Annotated in this window: 15 protein-coding genes, 1 tRNA gene and 1 CRISPR repeat array; of the genes, 11 read left to right on the forward strand and 5 right to left on the reverse strand. The window is 62.8% G+C overall.

Annotation, left to right across the window (positions count from 1 at the left end; all coding sequences use genetic code 11):
- Nucleotides 1-209 precede the first annotated feature (209 nt).
- The 3 genes from GOOTI_RS19515 to GOOTI_RS24820 all read left to right on the forward strand — a co-directional run bounded on the left by GOOTI_RS19515 (nt 210) and on the right by GOOTI_RS24820 (nt 2,836).
- Entirely contained in the window at nt 210-530 is a 321-nt protein-coding gene (locus GOOTI_RS19515; protein ID WP_007240329.1) for a hypothetical protein, read from the forward strand.
- 285 nt (nt 531-815) lie between these two features.
- On the forward strand, nt 816-2,420 hold the full coding sequence (locus GOOTI_RS19520; RefSeq protein WP_007240330.1) for an AAA family ATPase: 1,605 nt from the start codon (nt 816-818) through the stop codon (nt 2,418-2,420).
- Nucleotides 2,399-2,836 (forward strand): hypothetical protein, encoded by a 438-nt coding sequence (locus tag GOOTI_RS24820; RefSeq protein ID WP_007240331.1) that lies wholly within the window; start codon nt 2,399-2,401, stop codon nt 2,834-2,836. Before GOOTI_RS19520 ends, GOOTI_RS24820 begins: the two co-directional genes overlap by 22 nt.
- A 26-nt stretch (nt 2,837-2,862) precedes the next feature.
- On the opposite strand, the gene GOOTI_RS26245 is transcribed toward GOOTI_RS24820, so the two are convergent.
- Nucleotides 2,863-2,927: transfer RNA gene (locus GOOTI_RS26245), tRNA-Ala, on the reverse strand.
- Between the two features lie 16 nt (nt 2,928-2,943).
- Nucleotides 2,944-3,348: a CRISPR direct-repeat array (repeat unit 36 nt; unit sequence GTCGCGGATTTGACGCCTCCGCGCTGGCGTTGACAC).
- A 142-nt stretch (nt 3,349-3,490) separates the two neighbouring features.
- On the reverse strand, nt 3,491-5,305 hold the full coding sequence (locus GOOTI_RS19525) for a coiled-coil domain-containing protein (RefSeq protein ID WP_138985319.1): 1,815 nt from the start codon (nt 5,303-5,305) through the stop codon (nt 3,491-3,493).
- A gap of 286 nt (nt 5,306-5,591) precedes the next feature.
- Here GOOTI_RS19525 and GOOTI_RS19530 point away from each other — a divergent pair, with 286 nt between their 5' ends.
- From GOOTI_RS19530 to GOOTI_RS19565, 8 genes are all read left to right on the forward strand, one after another.
- Nucleotides 5,592-5,885: a hypothetical protein gene (locus GOOTI_RS19530; RefSeq protein WP_083835963.1), complete on the forward strand. Its 294-nt coding sequence runs from the start codon at nt 5,592-5,594 to the stop codon at nt 5,883-5,885.
- Nucleotides 5,882-7,636 (forward strand): SNF2-related protein, encoded by a 1,755-nt coding sequence (locus GOOTI_RS19535; RefSeq protein ID WP_007240334.1) that lies wholly within the window; start codon nt 5,882-5,884, stop codon nt 7,634-7,636. Before GOOTI_RS19530 ends, GOOTI_RS19535 begins: the two co-directional genes overlap by 4 nt.
- A gap of 186 nt (nt 7,637-7,822) precedes the next feature.
- Nucleotides 7,823-8,821 carry a hypothetical protein gene (locus GOOTI_RS19540; protein ID WP_138985320.1) on the forward strand — a complete coding sequence of 333 codons (999 nt, stop codon included), beginning with the start codon at nt 7,823-7,825 and terminating at the stop codon, nt 8,819-8,821.
- The gene (locus GOOTI_RS19545) at nt 8,818-9,210 is read left to right on the forward strand and encodes a hypothetical protein (RefSeq protein ID WP_007240336.1); all 393 of its coding nucleotides are present in this window, start codon (nt 8,818-8,820) and stop codon (nt 9,208-9,210) included. Before GOOTI_RS19540 ends, GOOTI_RS19545 begins: the two co-directional genes overlap by 4 nt.
- Nucleotides 9,211-9,299: 89 nt before the next feature.
- Nucleotides 9,300-9,569: a hypothetical protein gene (locus GOOTI_RS19550; protein WP_007240337.1), complete on the forward strand. Its 270-nt coding sequence runs from the start codon at nt 9,300-9,302 to the stop codon at nt 9,567-9,569.
- Nucleotides 9,570-9,574: 5 nt separating this feature from the next.
- Nucleotides 9,575-10,264, forward strand: a complete 690-nt coding sequence (locus tag GOOTI_RS19555; protein WP_007240338.1) for a hypothetical protein — start codon at nt 9,575-9,577, stop codon at nt 10,262-10,264.
- A 181-nt stretch (nt 10,265-10,445) separates the two neighbouring features.
- Entirely contained in the window at nt 10,446-11,048 is a 603-nt protein-coding gene (locus tag GOOTI_RS19560) for a hypothetical protein (protein WP_007240339.1), read from the forward strand.
- Nucleotides 11,049-11,193: 145 nt separating this feature from the next.
- Complete coding sequence (locus GOOTI_RS19565) at nt 11,194-11,397, forward strand: hypothetical protein (protein ID WP_007240340.1); 204 nt, start codon at nt 11,194-11,196, stop codon at nt 11,395-11,397.
- A gap of 16 nt (nt 11,398-11,413) precedes the next feature.
- Here GOOTI_RS19565 and GOOTI_RS26915 read toward each other — a convergent pair whose 3' ends face one another.
- From GOOTI_RS26915 to GOOTI_RS19580, 3 genes are all read right to left on the reverse strand, one after another.
- Entirely contained in the window at nt 11,414-13,462 is a 2,049-nt protein-coding gene (locus GOOTI_RS26915; protein WP_233425546.1) for an N-acetylmuramoyl-L-alanine amidase, read from the reverse strand.
- Nucleotides 13,463-13,634: 172 nt separating this feature from the next.
- Entirely contained in the window at nt 13,635-13,937 is a 303-nt protein-coding gene (locus GOOTI_RS19575; protein WP_007240343.1) for a hypothetical protein, read from the reverse strand.
- 66 nt (nt 13,938-14,003) lie between these two features.
- Nucleotides 14,004-14,546, reverse strand: coding sequence for a MerR family transcriptional regulator (locus GOOTI_RS19580; RefSeq protein ID WP_007240344.1), 543 nt, complete (start codon nt 14,544-14,546; stop codon nt 14,004-14,006).
- Nucleotides 14,547-14,639: the final 93 nt, after the last annotated feature.

Consider the following 14,639-nt stretch of genomic DNA (forward strand, 5'->3'; position numbering starts at 1 on the left):
GGTCTTTCTTGGACCACCCCCGCGACAACCGGAACAACTGCACCATCACCCGATTTGCCTCAGCGACCGGACTCAGCGTTGTCGTCACTGCTCGCCTCCCTCGTCAACTAAGGCCCTTGAATGCATTCCAGCGCCACCCGAAGCTTCCATCATCCAGGTACTAAATACTAGTATCTAGTTTCTAGTACCTGATCAGCGGGAGGCGCGCCGTGGACGCGAGCGAGGTGAGTGAGCATCTGTTCGGCAGACGCTGCCGCCTACCCGTGTTTGCCTGGGTTGCCCAGAACCCGAAGGATCGCTTCTTCCAAAGCGAAGTCGGGCTCTACGGCAGCGTGTCCCGCAGCAACGCCAACGACGAACTCAAACGCCTCCTTGCCCTCGGCATGCTGCGCGAAGATCGGCCGGACGACAACCGGCGCGTCTACTACGACCGGCTGGACTCACCGCTGTGGGACATCGTCACCTCAGCCTCCGACACGGTTGGACTGCGATGGGCTGACGGCATAGTCGATCTCGGCCATCTCCGCTGACGGCCTGTTGCCCCACGCTCCTTGACGAAAGTGTTCGCCTCGGCCTCCGAGGACGACACCGCAACTGCACCCGCTACAAATGTGCGGCGATCATTATCCGGCGGGCTCGATCAGGCGCGCAGTCCGTTGTCGCCTCCGAGATCCTCTGACTGGTTTCAGCGCAGTCGGTTACGACGACACACATGGTCATGGCGTGCGCGAAGCCTCCGGTACCGCGTCGCACCCGACCGATACCCTGAAGGCGTTCGGGCCGATCCCGGACCGGACGAACGAGGGAGTGTCGCGATGCGTGTGGAGTCAGCCACGGTCAGCAACTTTCGCTGCGTGATCGACAGCGGTCGATTTCAGGTAGAGCCAGACAAGACGATCCTCGTTGGCATCAATGAGGCAGGCAAGACCGCACTACTGAAGGCACTCCAGCACGCGAGCCCCACCGATGACACCGCCGCCATTGATTGGCTGTTCGACGCACCAGCGTCGATGGTTGACGACATCCGCAGAAAGAACTTGGACCCCGCTGCACTTGCTGTGGCTCGTGTGGTTATGCGACCGGAGGAAAAGGACCTAGCTGGTTTGAGCTTGCCCGACGGTTCCGATGACATCCGGTTCGTCATGACTGTGTGGATGAGCAACAAACGGACCTACACGGTGACTGGGCTCCCGGCCGCGCCGACCATTGGCGGGTCCGAGAAGACGATTCTCCGGCTCACCAGCGCGATGGCCAAGCAATCTGACGAGGAGGCCAAGCAGGTCGCCAAGGCCATTTTGGACTGGAAGGACGCACAATCGTCAGACTCAGTGATCAGTGGCGATGTCGCGGCCGAACTCAAAAAGCACCTTGACGCCGCTCTGCCGTTATTTGCTGAGGGTTCCGCAGCCGAAACTCATTGGGATTCTCTGAGCGAAACTCTCAAGAAAGCGCTTGCACTCGACAAGATCGGCAAACACCTGCTGACCCAGGTACCACCTTTCGTCTACTACTCCTCCTACTTCGCTGTCCGTCCGCGTATCCACCTCAACCGCCTTGCAGAACGCGAGGCCTCCGGCGAGCTAGACATTGAGTACGACTTCGGCAACCTCCAACTCCTGAAGTTCCTAGGATTCACCGCCCGAGAGCTCTCGGACATGGCCTCGGAGGCGCCGGAGAAGGGCCACAACTACGAAAATGACGTCAACGTCCAGAATCAGTACAGGGATGAACTGGCCGCTCACGAACGCCGCGTCACAGAACGCAAGAGAGCGCTTCAAACAGCCGGAGCCCGGCTGACTGAAGAGATTCGGCGAGTGTGGAACGACGACTCGCTGACTATCCGTCTGGATGTTGATGGTCAATATCTCCAAACCTTGGTCGAAGACGAGCTCGGCATCCCAGTCGAACTGGACCAACGGAGCGAAGGATTCCGATGGCTCGTTTCCTTTTTTGTCGTGTTCCACGCACAGGCGAGAGATGATCTGCGAGACGCGATTCTTCTGCTGGATGAGCCCGGGTTGAGTCTCCATGCGTTGAAACAGCAGGAGTTCCGCAAGACGGTCTCTCGACTCGCCGAGGGCAATCAAATCATCTACACGACCCACTCCCCGTTCATGGTTGGGTCGGATGAACTCGATCTGGTACGAATCGTCGAAATGACCGAGCGAAAGACTGGAACGAAGGTTCACACTCGTCTCGCCGTCGATGATCCCAAGTCAATCTACCCACTCCAGGCGGCATTGGGCTACGACCTCGCGCAGAGCATGTTCACACATCGGAAGAACCTTGTTGTAGAAGGCGTGACAGACCTGCTCTATATCGAAGCGATGAACTCGGCACTAAAAGGACAGGAAGGAGCGACACTGGACGATGGAGTGGCGGTAGTGCCAGCAAGGTCGTGTACTACAGTACGATCCTGACCAGCCAGAACTTGACAGTGGCTGCCTTGTTGGACTCGGACGCCGCCGGCGATCGCGCAGCACAACAGGAAGCGCTCTGGCAGTTGCTGACCACCAAGCGAATCTTGCGAACCGGCGACCACGTCTCCGGCGTTCAGCGAGCCGAGATTGAAGACCTGTTTCGTGCAAGCCTAGGAGTCGTATCCAGAGACGAGTGCGGATGGGACAGCGTCTCCACCATTTCTAAACAATCACAGCGTCCGATCATGGAAATCCTGGCCGACGAACACACCGGTGTCTCGAAGTGGAAGCTTGCACGCGCCTTCGTCCGGTGGCTTGCGCTGAACGGCGTGGACGCGTTGACCGAGGGCGAACACCGAGCGTGGACCTCACTCGTTGCCGCCGCGAACAAGGCGCTCAATGTAGAACCACTTTAATCGTCGAACCCTGAGCACTGAAGGAGTGGAGACTAGGGGATTCGAACCCCTGACCCTCGCCTTGCAAAGGCGATGCTCTACCACTAAAACAGACTGGCGATCATGCAGTCGCGGATTTGACGCCTCCGCGCTGGCGTTGACACAGGCCCGGTCTCCGAAAACCGGGCCTCGCTAGGTCTCCCAGTCGCGGATTTGACGCCTCCGCGCTGGCGTTGACACCTCGCATCGTGTGGGCTTCTCAGTCAAGACCAGAGAGTCGCGGATTTGACGCCTCCGCGCTGGCGTTGACACGTCCGGTCCACCTCCGAAGAGCGCAGGGTACCAAAGCGTCGCGGATTTGACGCCTCCGCGCTGGCGTTGACACTCCACCAGCAAATCGAGTCGAGTCGAATCAGACATGTGTCGCGGATTTGACGCCTCCGCGCTGGCGTTGACACCTGTGACACCGACAGTGTGTCACCACTCGGCGCCAGCCTGTCGCGGATTTGACGCCTCCGCGCTGGCGTTGACACGGCTTGCTGGATCCGTGGGTGTTGACCTGCGTGTTTGTGGGCTTGTGCGAGCGGTGGTGTGTGTGGAGTTGTCAATGTTCGCGGCGCAGTTGAGTGTACGCCGAAAGATGGCTGTGACCTGGGTGCGAGCGGTGTCTAGGGTTCAGTTGCTGGTTGCAGCGCTCGCACGTTGCAGCATCAGGATGGTGGCCGACAGGTCGGTGTCGTAGGTGCGGCCACAGCCATCACACAACACCGGCTGCATCAGGTAGCGGTCGTCGGCGGGGTTTTCGTGACCGCACGCGGCGTGAACACGGCTCAGCCCGGTGTGCGACACGGTGGTGGTGGGTACCTCGTCGCGGGTGGCGGCGGCGACGATTGCTGCGCGAAGCATGCCGGGCGCGGCGATCGCACGCCGTCGGGCGATCTGCCGGTCGACGTCGGTGAGGAGTTCGGAATGCTTGGCGGTGCCTGCTATCTGTGCGATGTCGGAGTCGTCGACGACGATGCGGCCGGCGACGCCCGCAAAGTAGGCGGCGACCTGGCGGTGAAGGTCGGTGCGATGCCGGAGTGCCCGACCCCGGCCGTGCTCACTTTCGAGCCACAGTTTTTTGTCGGCTCGTCGCCACGCCTCAAGTGTTTCGGCGATGTCGGCACCTTCCGGTGGTGGGGTATCTCGCCACTGCAGGGCCAGCCAGGCGAATCGGCGGGGCGCTTTCCACCGTTGCACGCTGGCCGCGGTGATGGGGTCACCGTCGTAGGGGTGTGGTTGTGGGCCGTGTTCGGTGAGCCAGGCGACGAGGGTGTCGCGGATGGAGTCGACGGCAAGGTCGCGGTGTGATGCGACGGTCGCGTGATGGTGGACGCGTTGCTCGATGCGGTGGGGCACAACGATGGACCCGACGGTGCGTTCAGCAGACTGTGTGGTGATCACCCCACGGAGTGTTTCGGGGATGTCGAGTGGTTCTGTCGACCGCCAGGTAGCGACGACGGTGCCGTGGTCGCTGCTACGCCACCCGAGGTGCACGGCAATGGTGGGTCCTTCATCGACCTCACCTTGGTCGGGGATTTTCGCTGTAATGCCGATGGTGGCGCGCAGGTCGGCGCCTTCGCGGCGCACCGTCAGTTGGGCGGCGGTGATGTCGGCGTCAGCGGGAAGCATCCGATGTTGCTGCACTGGAACGTCAATCCACTCAGACGTTTTGGTGCCGTCAGGGTTTCGGGACGAACCGCAGCGCATACGGATCACTACCCGCCCGGCCTTGCGGCGGCTCGCCCGATCCATCGTGTCCCACACATCTGGGTTCACCCACGGCACGATGAGACTGCTCCGCCATTTGCCGGTGTCGGCGTCAGCGATGATCGCTGGTGTGCGGGCAGGGTCGGTTGCTTGGCGCTGCAGTTGGACACTGATTGTGCCGGTGCCATCCCACCGGTGATGTCGAAGCTGCGCTGCACGGCCTTGTTTGCGGTGTGCAGCAATACGCTTCACCGCTGTTTTGTGATGGTCCAGCACGGCGTTGAAGGTGGCCCAATACAGCAGGCCGTCGGTGCAGTAGTCGCGGTACAGCTGTTTCTGCGCGGCGTAACGCTCATCGGAAATGGTGCGCAGACGTTCGGTAGCCTCATCTCGCACGCTGGCGATCGCCTCCCGACGGGAGGCCTTGGCTGCCTTGAGTTGGGCGCGTGTTTCCGCGAGTTGCGCCACTGCAGGATGTGAGGGCCGTTTGGTGCGCTGCCGCGACTTCTCTTCCTTCACGGTTGAGGCGAGCTCGGATGCACGCTCGTCAAGCTCGGCAACCTGCGCCTCGAGTGCGGCGACAGCCGGATACGACGACCACACCGCCTTCACCGCATCCTCGTACTCGTACTCCAAGGTGACCAGATCTTCACGGAGATCGTGGGCGAGGCGCAATTGCTGGGTCAGCTGGTCAGGCATCTGCCACTTGTAGTGCACTCCCGCGGTTTGCACAGTCACTCGCGTCACGGTTCTACTCCCTCGCTGATTGCGTTGAAAGCAGATTAACTTGCACGTTGACCGTGCTGCGGCATCACGAATCCGGGGGTGAACATTGCTGCCGTGCAGCAGACATAGACCCGAACAGTCGGTGCTGGTGAAACCGGCTTTGTAGGGTGCTTTCATCAATGTTCGCGACAGAGTTTCGAGGTCACCGATGTCTGCTCCCGGCCCAACCCGCTGCGAGACCGCGGCTGTACATGATGCGCTCGTCGGCCGCCGATACAGGCCGGTCAACGAAGCATGCGTGCAGCGCGACGTCGCGTCCGCGTTGGATGCTGCGGGACTATCGGCGCAAGCCGAGTATCGGTTGACCAGACACGACCGCCCCGACTTCCTCGTGTGTGGTCAGATCGCGGTGGAAGTGAAGATTCGCGGGAGTAGGAACGACACGTTGCGGCAGCTCGCCCGCTACGCCCACCATCCTGACGTGGTGGCGGTGGTGTTGGCGACGACATCGCGGCGGCTCGCTACGCAGATGCCGACAAGCCTGTCCGGCAAACCGCTGCAGGTGACAGTGTTGCCGGGGGTGCTGCTATGACAGGTGGTCACACGTTCGGTGATCTGCGGCTCGACAGTGTCGGCGGAGTGAAGGTGTGGGTGCTCGATGTCGAACCCGACGCCGCTATCGACGCGAAACGCAATCTGCGGCAGGCCAAGCAAACAGCAGCCGGCCCGATCTGTGTGGATGCGACCGACGACGCCGCCCGCACCATCGACTGGCTGATGATGCGGTGGCCGTTGCAGATGACGGCGCAGGATCGGCGACAGTTGCGGAAACAGGTGCGTGCGCACAAGGCTCGCGAACAACGAATCCTCGACTTGTTGGCGACCAGCACCAGCTCACAGGTGGCGGCCGTCGATGAGGGGCAGCTGCTGGCGTTGGGTGACGATATCGAGCTACGCGGCTACCAGCAGTTGGCGCGCGATCTGATCTTCACATCCGGCCGAATTTTGCTCGCAGATGAACTTGGGCTTGGGAAGACGATTGAATGCCTGGCCGTCCTGGCGGATTCGCGTCGCAGACCAGCGTTGGCGGTGACGCTGACAAATCTGCCGCCACAGTGGGCGCGAGAGGCACGTAAAGTGTTCCCGGACCTGCGAATACATATCGCCAAAAAGGGCTCGCCGTACGATCTGCGTGACGAGAGCGGCAACGAACCCGACCTCATCATCATGAACTATGCGAAACTGGCCGGCTGGCAGCATCACTTGGCAGGCAAGGTGCGCACAGTGTTCTTCGACGAAGTGCAGGAACTGAGACGACCGGGCACCGATAAATACACTGCTGCGCAACACATATCGGCGAAAGCTGGCACTGTTGTGGGGGCGTCAGCGACACCGATCATGAACTACAGCGGCGGCGAGTGTTTCGCAATCATGGATGCAATCGCGCCTGGCTGCTTGGGGTCCGATGTCGAGTTCGGAAGAGAGTGGTGCTCCAACGCCACGTACGGCGTCGGCAGGCATTCGACAATCAACGATCATGCCGCACTGCGGTCCAGACTCATCCGCCGCGGCCTGTGGCTGCGGCGCACCCGCCAAGAAGTCGGAATCGAACTACCGCCCATACGTGCTGTCGAACAGTACGTGCCCGCCGACCCGAACATCATCCGCGACGCCGAAAACGCAGTCGCAGAAGTGGCTCGAATCATTCTGTCCGACACCGCGAGCCGCCAAGACCGATGGGTGGCTGCCGGCGATCTCGAATGGCAGATGAGGCAAGCAACCGGAATCGCAAAGGCGCCCTTCGTGGCCGCGTTCGTAGAACTGCTGATGGAAAGCGAAGAACGTGTCGTCGTGTTCGCGTGGCATCGACAAGTCCACGAGATCCTGATGGCGGCCCTCGCCAAGTTCAATCCCATGCTGTACACGGGCACCGAATCAGTGACGCAGAAGGAACGCGCTGTCGCCGCATTCACCTCCGGCAACTCCCGAATCCTGATCATGTCTCTGCGCTCCGGTGCGGGCCTCGACGGACTACAAGCCGTCGCCAACGTGTGCGTCTTCGCCGAACTGGACTGGTCTGCTGGCATCCACAAGCAGTGCATCGGACGGCTGGGGCGACCAGGTCAAACACAGTCGACGCTAGCGTATTTCGCCGTCACCGACTCCGGCTCCGATCCCATCGTCCTTGACGTCAACAACGTCAAAGCGCTCGACGCGGAACTACTCGTCAACCCTTCCGAAGACGCACCCGATGACGCACCCGAGGTCGACGCCGACCGTATCGCCGCACTCGCCCGCACCGTACTTAACTCGGGCCGCACACTAGTTCAGAAGGCCAGTTAGATGGGCGTTCGAACGGGATCGCGGTGTCGCGGAGCTGGTGATGCAGTGACGGTTACGCAGCATTCACAACCACTTACCTGGCGCGAGTTTGTTACAGGCGCGCGACGGATGGTGGACAACGCGCAACCATCGCAGCGCGACACAGCTGAGTCGTCCACACACGAGTCGTACATGCGGTGGCGGACGATGGTCAACTCTCTTGGTGACCTCGCACATTGCAACGATCCGACACCGCAGGACGCTCGCGACATTGCGGCGGCTGTAAGCGCCGCACTGAGTTACGCGGCGTTCGACCGGCGCTCGCGGAGCGCACTCGTCGATCGACGTATCGTCGCGACCCGCGATCGGACGACCTGGCTGGCCGGCCCGATTAGCGTCGAAAGCGCTCCCACCTACTTGTCCGCTGTGATCCCGCTGCCGTTGTCGCCTCTCAGGTACGTTCCGCTCTCGCTCTATGGGGTGAGCGCGGGAACCGCTGGCATGTTCGCCACAGCAGCGGCTGAACTTGCTGCCACGCCGTTCGTTGCAATCAATGGCGGTATGGCAACCCTCGCCCCGTTCGCCGCCTTTGCGGTCGGCGTCCTCGCGGGTAACTGCAGGTCAGAGCGCAAGAGCCGGCGGATCCCGGAAGTTGATTGGGAGGCATTTGAATTGGCTGTCCGCCGGACCTGCGACGCCGAAGACGTTAGTGATGCGCGGGCCGCGTTCGAGATGATCGAACAGGCGTGGCTGGACTACATCACCGATCCCGAAGCGTACTTTCTGCGGCGCCCCCTGCTGCATGTCGACTCTCACCCGGCGACCGCCAACTATCAGCGGGCCCGCTACACGGCCAAAGAACTACTCGACAGCCACCCCGGTGATGTGGACTCAGATACTGCGGCCACAATTGATGCCGCTGTCGCAGCCGCTGTCGCAGCATGGGATCTCGCAAACAGTGAAGCACTCGCAGCGGGCACGGACCCGTTCTCGAGTAGCGAGCGGGTGGCGTTGCGTCGAAGCCAACAACTCATTGCACTCATCGCTGACCCGGCACTCGCCGACGCTGCGCGTGACCATCACATTCGCGAGCTCCGCAACTGTCTCGACAAATTGACGTCCTGCCCGGCGTCAGCGACAGCCCTGGCGATGATGCCGCAACTCGCGCAACACATCACTCAACTCGGAATCGCTGCACGGTCATGACGAGTTCCACACCCCCATACGACGCGCAGGTGCCGTGTGTGGAACTGTCCGACGATCACCAGACGATGACCGTCCGCAACGACGGCACAGCAGTGACGTTGCGTTCGTCGCGGGCTGGAGGATTCACCGAAGCCGACATCGCCGCCGCGCAACAGTCGGCAGCCCCCCGAATGATGCGTGGACAGGTGAATCGGGTGTGGCGGTTCACCACAGCACGCCGAGACCTGTTTATGCACGTCAACACGGGGCCACCGACCTGGTGGATTCCACGCGTGGAGATGACCAGCAAACGCGGTGACCGGACGGTGATGGTCGGTTGGCTGCGTGGAATGGTCGCCGTCAGCATCACAACTCGACGGCGCAGAACGAAACGTCGCACCGCACAGTGAGCGTGGCACAACACCAGGAGCAGACTGCCGCACCCAGGCTGGGTCGGCGGTGATGCTGGGGGCACCAACTCACACACGAGGAGAGACTGATGGCCCGCACCATGCACCTGCAGAACCTGTTTGATGAACTCGACGCCCGCCTCACCGGCGGCCGGCTTGTGCATTTCTCCTGTACGTACGGTCCCGGCGGGCCGCGGATCACAGTGCGCAACGCCGATGACACCGACACCGTTGCTGTCATTGTCAGAGGTCGTGGCCCTTACTTCCGGCTGATCGACGACGATGGGGAAGCGTTGGTGCCGGTCACCGACGACGGCATCACCACCATCGTGCAGCGGCTCACACCGGCAGCAGCCTGAACCGCATGTCGACCGCCGATCACACCGGCCGCGACGACGGCAGCCTGCACCACCGCAGTGCCGCCTATGTGCAGGCGAACGAACAACTCCGCGCGGCGATCGAAACGATCGCCGCGCGGCTCGACGTCATCGGACACGACATCGCCGCCGACGACAGCCGCGTCGAGGACATCGCCGTCGGCGTGCGCGCTGACCTGGAAGCGCTGCGCCCTGACGCCGTCACGATCGCCGCCACCCGGCCGTACGTCATCGCAGTGCCGGGTGGGCAGTTCGCCACCGATGAAGCACTCCACGACCTAGATGTCGCCGTCGCCCGCGCCGACGCGGCGATCGCCACCAGAGACCAGCTGAGGGACAGTCGTCGCCGAGCCCAGCAACGCGACGCGGCGCGCGCCGACATCGCAGACACCGCACACCACATCACCACCCTCACAGACGAAGCCAAGCAGCTGCAGCAGCGTTACGAAGCCACCGATGCTGACAGTCGTGACGGCATCGAGGTACGGATCCGTGCCTACAACCTGATGCGTGATCTCGCCGACGCCCGCGACGCGCATAACCGCGCTCGTGTCGCCGCCGGCGATCTAGCACCACACGCTGAACGGTCACGCCGTCAGGCCAACGACGAAGCGCGCGCCGAAGCTGCGGCCGCCATCCCAACGCTGACAACGAAACTCGCCGAGCAGCAACCGTAGTCGCTGCGCGAATCGACACAAGCTGCCGCACTCCGCAAAGGGTGGCGACAGTCTGCGTCGCCATGAACGCTGTCCGCTCACAACCTGCCCGATATGGCGGCACGACACCGGAGTGCCGCACCGCTGTGCACGCGCGAACAACACTGTGATGCAACAGCAGTCGAGCCGGAAGGACAATGCCATGGCAGTTGGCGACTCCCACATGAGTCCCGAAGAGATAGAACAGCGACTCGATCGTATCGACCAGATCATGCACCCCGGAGGTGGAGAGCTGACAGTCAACACACCCGGCGCCGCTGCGATAGTTGACGCTGCTCTCGCTGATCTGGCACCGCTGAACTGGCCGGTCCAGCACGCCAGTTGGGAAGGGCGCCGCGACCTGGAAAGGCGGTACAACAGGGCGTCGCTCGACGCTGAACACATCCGGCTCCTCCTTCGAGGTGTTCAGGCGCGTCGAGAAGCGGAACAGCAACGCGCACAGGATGAATTGGAACTGCGTGACGTCGAATGCGAGTTGCGGGAACTAGCGAACCGCAGAAGCGTGCTACTCGGCGACTACAACCGGGCCGCCGACGTCGCGGTCCGCACCGAGATCCGGTTGCAGGGATTCAACATCATGCGTGAGGTGGCGGAGAAAGAAGCCCGCAAACTCGAGCTCGAGCTACGGCTCGGTGTTGTCTCAGTCGAGACCGGGTGGAACGAAGAGGCCCGCATCGGACGGATGAGCAGACGCGCCGCCAAAGGCATCGCCGAGTGCACACGGCAGTGGCGTGAGGCCAGCTGACACAACTCGGGCAGTCACCTCAATCACCAGCTGCTATCGCAGCACATGCTCTGTGCGACAGACGAATACCCAGTGCCGCACCCAACATGCCGTGCCCGCTGTACTGACAACATCAATCAGATAGACCCACAGATTGGAGAACGCCATGGCTCTCGCCGACGACATCGCAGCAAAGTTTGCAAGGAAGACGACAGCGCAACTGATCCGGAAGATGGAGCGGGCCAGCGCCTCCGCTAACCTCGACGACGAAACCTACGAGCTGGCTCGGCGGCTTGATGCCGAAGGTAAGCGGTTTCGGTGGACGCGTGATCTGTTCCATCCCAAGATCATTGTCGAATCGAAGCCGTAGGTGCGGTGTCTGCCGGTCACTCGCCGCACTTGGCGGCGGGTGTGGCCGCGCGAATCCCGTCCGCGATTCCCGTCGCATACTTGTCGAGGTCGGTGTGCGCGACCGCGTTAGCGCCACCAGCCCCCGACGCCGGACCGAACTCGTTGTACACCCACGGCACCTTCTGCGAGATCAGCGAAATGATCGGAATGTTTCCCGACCATAGCGGTGCGCGACCGTTGAAACTGTTGTCGCGGATCGTGATCGAGTGCCCTTCGGCTGCCTGCCGGGCCGCAGAGAACTTCGTGCTGTACAGCTGGGATCGGGTTGCCAGCTCTGCGTCGGTGAACGTGACACGTTTCGTTGCGCCGTCAGCGCCCGGCCCCTCCCGGAACAGGCCGTCACGCTGCGGGAAGATCGCGTTGTCGCCGGGCGAAGTGTGAATGGACACTCCGATGGCAGCGCCTGCCTGCTCGGCGCGAGCGATGCGCTCACGGTAGTTGACTTGCTCGTCGGCGCGGGTCTTGAGCAACACCACTTTGTAGCCGCGCGACCGCTCGAGCGCAGTCTTGACAGCGTTCGCCACATACAGGTTGTCGTCGCCTTCGGCGCCATTGGGGTCGTCGACCATCTTCGCGCCGGTCACCGGATCAAACGGTTCCACATGGGTCGGGGAATGGCCAGGATCAAGTGCAACCACCGTCGGTCGACACACCTGCTGCGGCGCCACCAGCTGTGGCGCGGCAGCAGAGGACGGAGTCGGCGCGGCCGACGCCGGGGCGGGTGCCGACGTGGTGGCCGGCGCCGGTGTCGGTTCCTGTGGTTGCGGTGCCGGAGACGAACTGGTGCTTGACGTGGTGGCCGGTGAACTTGCCTCCGCACCTACCGCGCCGGCCTCCGGCAGCGCGGTAGGTGAGTCTGCGGCATCCTGTCCGTCAGCAGCGGACGCAGCAGAAGATGCACTCGATTCAGCTGACCCGCCTGCTTGTGCTGTCGACGTCGACGCCGGGGCCGCAGCGCCAGCAGCAGCTTTCGCGTCGGCAGCATCACAGAATCCAGCTGGGGCGTGCGTCAGATGCTCCTGCAGCCAGCCCGCAACCTTGTCAACGAGACCGGTCGCCGCGGTCTGGCCGGGTTCGGTGGGGGATGCGGCGACGGCGATCGACGACAGACCACGCGCGGTCTGCACCAACGCCATCTGGCGGGCCGCATAGCGGCCGTCGGCTGCGGGACCCCAACCACCGTGCGCCGCAACATGCTGCACACTGCCGCCCGATAGACGTTGCAGACCCCACTGTGCTGTGGTCGACGAACCGGGTTGAGCGCTGGTCGCCGCGGACGCGGTGGTGGCGGCGGGATCGGCGGTTGTGCTGTTGCGTGCGTCCGATTCGGAAGACGTCGCCGTCACGGCTCCTGCCGATGCCGACGAATCAGAGGCGGCAGTAGCCGAATCGGCTGCCGTTGCGGATGTTTCGGCAGGGTCGGATCGTGTCAGCATCGGAGTGGTGACAGGTGAGCGGTCCTGGCTGCACAGCAGGCGGGCACCGAACAGCGACTGGTCGCCAACTGCCCACGGGGTGCGTGCCAGCGCCGCATAGTCGGTGGCCGATGCCACCCGGGTATGTCGGTCACCGAGGTTAGCCATCGCCGACTGCACACTGCGGGCCGCACCTGAACCGAGGGACCGGATGAGAGCGTTGGATGATGTTGCGTCACTCGACCCGATCGCTGTGCTCACCTCTGTGGCGGTTGACGAATCGTTGCGTGAGGCGCGGATCGCGGCCAGGCCTAGCGGCACCCGGATCGTTCCCCACGCCGGCGGCGACGCCGAACCCGCGTCGGAGGTGCCCGCCGATTCGGTGGCATCTGAACCGGCTGGCGTGATCGACATGTGCACCGCCCCGGGCAGCGACTTCACGAACGCATTGAACTGATCGCGCCACTGAGTACTGCTGTCCGTTGCCGATGCGGAGGAAGTAGGCGACTGCGAGGCGGACGGATCTGCGGCGGCCGGCGCAGCAACCAGCAGAGATGCCGCCGCAGCGGCGACGGTTGCAGAGCAGGCCAAACGGTAGCGATTGTGCATGCGAGCACTCCCACGAGAAGACGGCTTCGATGTATGGGCTGACCATACCGCCGCTGACCTGCAGCGCCGACTATCCCGACGCCACGCACCGGCCTCGAACTCGCTAACACGTCCCAAATGTGCCCCTGCGGGGACCAGACGCGGGTTATCCGCTCACCGACGGAGCGAAGGGTTAGTCGGGCAGCACACCGACGTCGAACGACAGTGCCAGCTGAAACAGCAGCCCACCGCTGTCGCCTGCAACAGTGGTCCACGCCTGCTCAAGCTCGTACGTCCACACTCGGCCCTGATGTTCGACGTCCACAAACATGACGTCCTCCACGATGCGGCGACGAAACCGTTGCGACGCAACAGCCCAGTGTGAGAACGCGGCCACCACAGGTACCGTCTCGGCCTGCTCGTCAGGAAAAACGCTGAACTCGCCGAACTCGCAGCGGTAGCGCCCCGCCTCCTGGTCCAGCACCTCGACATACATGTCTCATCCTCTGCTCGACTGAACGGAGAGAACAGTGTGACAGCCCCGGTTCAGCGCACCCGCCTGCTATGCGGTGCGGGCTCGACTGCGGCGGCGTTGCGCGAGCTCGTCGACACCGCCAGCGGAGGTGGCGTCCTCGCTGGGCATGTTGGCGACTTGCCCGGCAAGCTCAGTCAAGGTGGGGCCAACAGCAATTCCGAACACACCCTGCCCGCCGCGCAACAGATCGAAAACCTCGGCCTCCGACGTGCATTCGTAGACGGTGGTGCCATCCGAGAACAAGTGAGTTGATGCGAGCTCCCGGGTACCTCGATCACGAAGATGATCGATCGCCACCCTGATCTGCTGCAACGAAATACCGGTGTCGAGAAGCCGTTTCACAATCTTGAGTACCAACAAATCCCTGAACGAGTAGATTCGTTGGCTGCCTGAACCTGTTGCTGCCCGCACCGACGGCTCGACAAGCCCTGTCCGGGCCCAATGGTCGAGTTGCCGGTAGGTGACGCCCACGATCTGCACGACCGCCGGCACCCGATAACCGGTGTCGGTGTTGTCCACGCTGTGCACATGGAACAACTCGGGGGCGTAGGCGTCCAACGATTCCTGCATGCGACCAGAATAAACGCTGCCTCCACCATCCGACAGCGCACGACTGGTCGCGACCCGAACCAGTGCGCCCGCCGAAAGCGGACCGATACGCTC

This window comes from Gordonia otitidis NBRC 100426 (genome assembly GCF_000248075.1).
Classification (GTDB): Bacteria; Actinomycetota; Actinomycetes; order Mycobacteriales; family Mycobacteriaceae; genus Gordonia; species Gordonia otitidis.

Bases quoted from the DNA above. Each gene is read 5' to 3' on its own strand.
- GOOTI_RS19520 (WP_007240330.1), top strand. From the start codon at position 816: ATGCGTGTGGAGTCAGCCACGGTCAGCAACTTTCGCTGCGTGATCGAC.
- GOOTI_RS19535 (WP_007240334.1), top strand. From the start codon at position 5,882: ATGACAGGTGGTCACACGTTCGGTGATCTGCGGCTCGACAGTGTCGGC.
- GOOTI_RS19540 (WP_138985320.1), top strand. From the start codon at position 7,823: ATGGTCAACTCTCTTGGTGACCTCGCACATTGCAACGATCCGACACCG.
- GOOTI_RS19545 (WP_007240336.1), top strand. From the start codon at position 8,818: ATGACGAGTTCCACACCCCCATACGACGCGCAGGTGCCGTGTGTGGAA.
- GOOTI_RS19550 (WP_007240337.1), top strand. From the start codon at position 9,300: ATGGCCCGCACCATGCACCTGCAGAACCTGTTTGATGAACTCGACGCC.
- GOOTI_RS19555 (WP_007240338.1), top strand. From the start codon at position 9,575: ATGTCGACCGCCGATCACACCGGCCGCGACGACGGCAGCCTGCACCAC.
- GOOTI_RS19560 (WP_007240339.1), top strand. From the start codon at position 10,446: ATGGCAGTTGGCGACTCCCACATGAGTCCCGAAGAGATAGAACAGCGA.
- GOOTI_RS19565 (WP_007240340.1), top strand. From the start codon at position 11,194: ATGGCTCTCGCCGACGACATCGCAGCAAAGTTTGCAAGGAAGACGACA.
- GOOTI_RS26915 (WP_233425546.1), bottom strand. From the start codon at position 13,462: ATGCACAATCGCTACCGTTTGGCCTGCTCTGCAACCGTCGCCGCTGCG.
- GOOTI_RS19575 (WP_007240343.1), bottom strand. From the start codon at position 13,937: ATGTATGTCGAGGTGCTGGACCAGGAGGCGGGGCGCTACCGCTGCGAG.
- GOOTI_RS19580 (WP_007240344.1), bottom strand. From the start codon at position 14,546: ATGCAGGAATCGTTGGACGCCTACGCCCCCGAGTTGTTCCATGTGCAC.